Annotated in this window: 3 protein-coding genes and 4 tRNA genes; 6 read left to right on the top strand and 1 reads right to left on the bottom strand. The window is 49.5% G+C overall.

The window, feature by feature from the left end; genetic code table 11:
• Positions 1 to 185: 185 nt before the first annotated feature.
• A complete protein-coding gene (murB, locus tag OGX75_RS00950) occupies positions 186 to 1,214 on the top strand; it encodes a UDP-N-acetylmuramate dehydrogenase (protein ID WP_286451370.1) in 1,029 nt (342 codons plus the stop codon).
• Positions 1,211 to 2,173 carry a bifunctional biotin--[acetyl-CoA-carboxylase] ligase/biotin operon repressor BirA gene (gene birA / locus OGX75_RS00955; protein ID WP_071258102.1) on the top strand — a complete coding sequence of 321 codons (963 nt, stop codon included), beginning with the start codon at positions 1,211 to 1,213 and terminating at the stop codon, positions 2,171 to 2,173. Before murB ends, birA begins: the two co-directional genes overlap by 4 nt.
• Positions 2,174 to 2,203: 30 nt before the next feature.
• On the opposite strand, the gene coaA is transcribed toward birA, so the two are convergent.
• Positions 2,204 to 3,157, bottom strand: coding sequence for a type I pantothenate kinase (gene coaA / locus OGX75_RS00960; protein ID WP_024130653.1), 954 nt, complete (start codon positions 3,155 to 3,157; stop codon positions 2,204 to 2,206).
• 397 nt (positions 3,158 to 3,554) lie between these two features.
• On the opposite strand from coaA, the gene OGX75_RS00970 reads away from it, so the two are divergent.
• The 4 genes from OGX75_RS00970 to OGX75_RS00985 all read left to right on the top strand — a co-directional run bounded on the left by OGX75_RS00970 (position 3,555) and on the right by OGX75_RS00985 (position 3,996).
• Positions 3,555 to 3,630, top strand: a tRNA-Thr gene (locus OGX75_RS00970).
• An 8-nt stretch (positions 3,631 to 3,638) separates the two neighbouring features.
• Positions 3,639 to 3,723: transfer RNA gene (locus tag OGX75_RS00975), tRNA-Tyr, on the top strand.
• A gap of 117 nt (positions 3,724 to 3,840) precedes the next feature.
• Positions 3,841 to 3,915: transfer RNA gene (locus OGX75_RS00980), tRNA-Gly, on the top strand.
• Positions 3,916 to 3,920: 5 nt separating this feature from the next.
• A tRNA-Thr gene (locus OGX75_RS00985) sits at positions 3,921 to 3,996 on the top strand.
• Position 3,997 lies beyond the last annotated feature (1 nt).

The following is a 3,997-nucleotide window of genomic DNA, read 5'->3' on the forward strand; positions in this document are numbered from 1 at the left end:
CCCATGCGAGAGTAGGGAACTGCCAGGCATTAATTAAGTGAAGAGGCCATCCTGAGGGATGGCCTTTTTGCGTTTATGCGCCCGGGTCAGCCGGATGACGCTGCGCTTATCCCACCTACATAACCACAAGCCATACTGTTGCATATGCGGTAAACTAGACGCGATTTTGCATCAGGAAAGCGTCTATGAATCACTCCCTCAAACCCTGGAATACCTTCGGTATCGATCAACGCGCTAACGAGATTGTCTGTGCCGAAAATGAACAACAACTATTGGATGCCTGGCAATCGGCTAAAGCATCAAATTATCCGGTACTGATACTGGGCGAAGGGAGTAACGTTCTGTTTCTTGATACCTTTCATGGAACGGTGATTATCAACCGTATCAAAGGTATTGAGGTGACAGAGCAACCCGAAGCATGGCACTTGCACGTAGGGGCGGGGGAAAACTGGCATAACCTGGTCCGATACACTCTCCAGCAAGGTATGCCGGGGCTGGAAAATCTGGCGCTTATTCCGGGGTGCGTCGGTTCCTCTCCTATCCAGAATATTGGCGCCTATGGTGTAGAACTACAGCGGGTCTGTGACTATGTGGATTGTGTCGAGCTGGCAACCGGAAAGTCTCTACGGGTGAGCGCCACAGAGTGCCGCTTTGGTTATCGTGATAGTATCTTCAAGCATGAATATCAGGATCGTTACGCCATTGTGGCTGTCGGCCTGCGTTTACCAAAACAGTGGCAGCCCGTACTGACTTATGGCGACCTGGTTCGCCTTGAACCTGAAACGGTCACGCCGCAGCAGGTGTTTGATGCCGTATGCCATATGCGCACCACGAAACTGCCCGATCCAAAAGTAAATGGTAATGCAGGTAGCTTCTTTAAAAATCCTGTTGTTACAGCAGAGATTGCGCACACATTACTGGCGCAATTTCCCGGTGCGCCACATTACCCGCAGGCCGATGGTTCAGTGAAGCTGGCTGCCGGTTGGTTGATCGATCAGTGCCAGCTAAAAGGCGTCAGTATCGGGGGCGCTGCGGTACATCGTCAGCAGGCTCTGGTGCTGATTAACGCACATAATGCGACAAGCGAGGATGTGGTGAAACTCGCGCATCATGTGCGTCAGAACGTGGGTGAGAAATTTAATGTCTGGCTGGAACCGGAAGTTCGGTTTATCGGGCAGACCGGTGAAGTGAATGCTGTGGAGATCATTGCATGAAGGATAATACCGTTCCCCTGACGCTGATCTCTTTGCTGGCCGATGGTGAGTTTCATTCGGGTGAACAGCTGGGTGAAACGCTGGGAATGAGCCGCGCAGCCATCAACAAGCATGTCCAGACGCTGCGTGACTGGGGAGTTGATGTGTTTACCGTACCTGGCAAAGGATATAGCCTGCCAGAACCTATCCAATTATTAGATGCTTCTGTCATCCATGCACAACTGGACAGCGGGAATGTCACGGTACTTCCGGTTATCGATTCGACGAACCAGTATCTGCTGGATCGTATCGGCCAGTTGACGTCGGGTGATGCCTGTGTAGCGGAATACCAGCAGGCTGGGCGTGGTCGTCGTGGGCGGAAATGGTTCTCTCCATTTGGTGCGAACCTGTATCTTTCTATGTACTGGCGTCTGGAGCAGGGGCCGGCAGCCGCGATCGGGCTGAGTCTGGTGATCGGCATTGTGATGGCTGAGGTTCTGCGCGATCTGGGTGCAGAGAAGGTTCGGGTTAAGTGGCCTAATGATCTCTATTTACTCGATCGCAAGCTGGCAGGCATTCTGGTTGAGCTTACGGGTAAAACGGGCGACGCTGCACAAATCGTTATCGGCGCAGGTATCAACATGGCCATGCGCCGTGTGGAAGAAGGCGTCGTGAATCAAGGATGGATCAATCTCCAGGAAGCGGGCATTACGCTTGATCGCAACATGCTGGCGGCGACGTTAATCAAAGAGTTGCGTGAGGCGCTGGAACTCTTTGAGCAGGAAGGTCTGGCACCTTACCTGTCTCGCTGGGAAAAGCTGGATAATTTTATTAACCGACCGGTTAAACTGATTATTGGTGATAAAGAAATATTTGGTATTTCCCGTGGGATAGATGCGCAAGGCGCGTTGTTGCTTGAACAGGATGGCGTAATTAAGCCGTGGATGGGCGGAGAAATATCTTTACGCAGCGCAGAATAATAAAAAGGGAGCTAACGCTCCCTTTTTACATTATTTTCTCAACCTGACTTGTTCGACCGCATGATTGGCGCTTTTGGTCATAATCAGACTGGCCCGTTCACGAGTGGGTAAAATATTTTGCTTTAAGTTCAACCAGTTGATTTCTTTCCATAATGATGCGGCGGTATTGATCGCTTCATCTTTCGATAATTTTGCGTAATTATGGAAATAAGAATCTGGGTCGGTGAACGCCCCCTCACGGAATTTCAGGAAGCGGTTGATGTACCACGTCTGGAGTAAATCTTCAGGCGCATCAACATAAATAGAAAAATCAACGAAGTCAGAAACAAATACATGATGTGGATCGTGAGGATAATCCATTCCACTCTGTAGTACATTTAAGCCTTCAAGAATTAATATATCGGGCTGCGCGACGGTTTTATCTCCGTCTGGAATCACATCATAAATCAGGTGTGAATAGACTGGTGCGGTGACATTTGGCACCCCTGATTTGAGATCGGAAACGAACTTCACCAGACGGTGCATATCGTAAGACTCAGGAAAGCCTTTCTTCTTCATCAGCCCGCGATCTTTCAGCACCTGGTTAGGATGTAGAAAACCGTCAGTGGTGATCAATTCGACGCGACGATGTTCCGGCCAGCGGCTCAGCAGTGCTTGCAGTACGCGCGCGGTGGTGCTTTTGCCCACGGCAACGCTACCGGCAATGCTGATGATATAAGGAATACGCTGGCCGTTAGTGCCTAAAAATTGCTCCAGAACAGCCTGACGGCGCAGGTTTGAACTGATATAGAAATTTAGCAAACGCGACAGGGGCAAATAAATCTCGGCAACTTCTTCCAGTGATAAATCTTCATTAATGCCTTTGAGTCGTGCGATTTCGCCCTCGGTCAGGGTCATCGGCACGGAATCACGAAGCGCAGCCCACTGGTTGCGATCAAATTGTAGGTAAGGCGTCATTAACGTTTGCTCTTTACTCATAAGCATGTTTCTGGCTGTCATTGCTACATCAGGTCAGCGATAAAAAAGCGAATCATCCCCGGCATGCAATGGCACGACACATTTCAGTTAATTTGGACAATGGGCAGGAGGGTAACACCAGATGGGAGGGAATAATAAGAAAAAATCTCTCCTGATAAGTTATCCCTGAAACGCAATGTGACGGATATACCATATGTAAAAGAAGAATTTTTCTCTTTCAAACACAGATATGATGATGCTCTCCGTTAAGCCGTTAGCATCCTGGTGTCGAAAAATCGCACTGACCTGACTAAAAATAGGCCATTTAGCAGTCTTGTCGTGCAAAATGTGAGCGATAGAACATTTTATGCAATTTTTTAGTTGCATGAGGTCGCAGGTCTCCATAGAATGCGCGCTACTTGATGCCGACTTAGCTCAGTAGGTAGAGCAACTGACTTGTAATCAGTAGGTCACCAGTTCGATTCCGGTAGTCGGCACCATCAAGTCCGGTGGGGTTCCCGAGCGGCCAAAGGGAGCAGACTGTAAATCTGCCGTCACAGACTTCGAAGGTTCGAATCCTTCCCCCACCACCACTTTCTGGCAGCGTGTTTGCTGTCTGAACTGGTTGAAAAAATTAACCGGTTCGAATAAGAAAAGAGACATGTCTCTTTTTTTGTTACAGAAAGAACTGGGTAGCCGAGTTCCAGGATGCGGGCATCGTATAATGGCTATTACCTCAGCCTTCCAAGCTGATGATGCGGGTTCGATTCCCGCTGCCCGCTCCAGACGTGCTGATATGGCTCAGTTGGTAGAGCGCACCCTTGGTAAGGGTGAGGTCCCCAGTTCGACTCTGGGTATCAGCACCAC

Origin of the sequence: Citrobacter sp. CK199, from assembly GCF_030333285.1 — a bacterium.
GTDB classification, from domain to species: domain Bacteria; phylum Pseudomonadota; class Gammaproteobacteria; order Enterobacterales; family Enterobacteriaceae; genus Citrobacter_B; species Citrobacter_B koseri.

Coding starts and splice junctions, on each gene's coding strand:
- murB (WP_286451370.1), top strand. CDS start 186: ATGAATCACTCCCTCAAACCCTGGAATACCTTCGGTATCGATCAACGC.
- birA (WP_071258102.1), top strand. CDS start 1,211: ATGAAGGATAATACCGTTCCCCTGACGCTGATCTCTTTGCTGGCCGAT.
- coaA (WP_024130653.1), bottom strand. CDS start 3,157: ATGCTTATGAGTAAAGAGCAAACGTTAATGACGCCTTACCTACAATTT.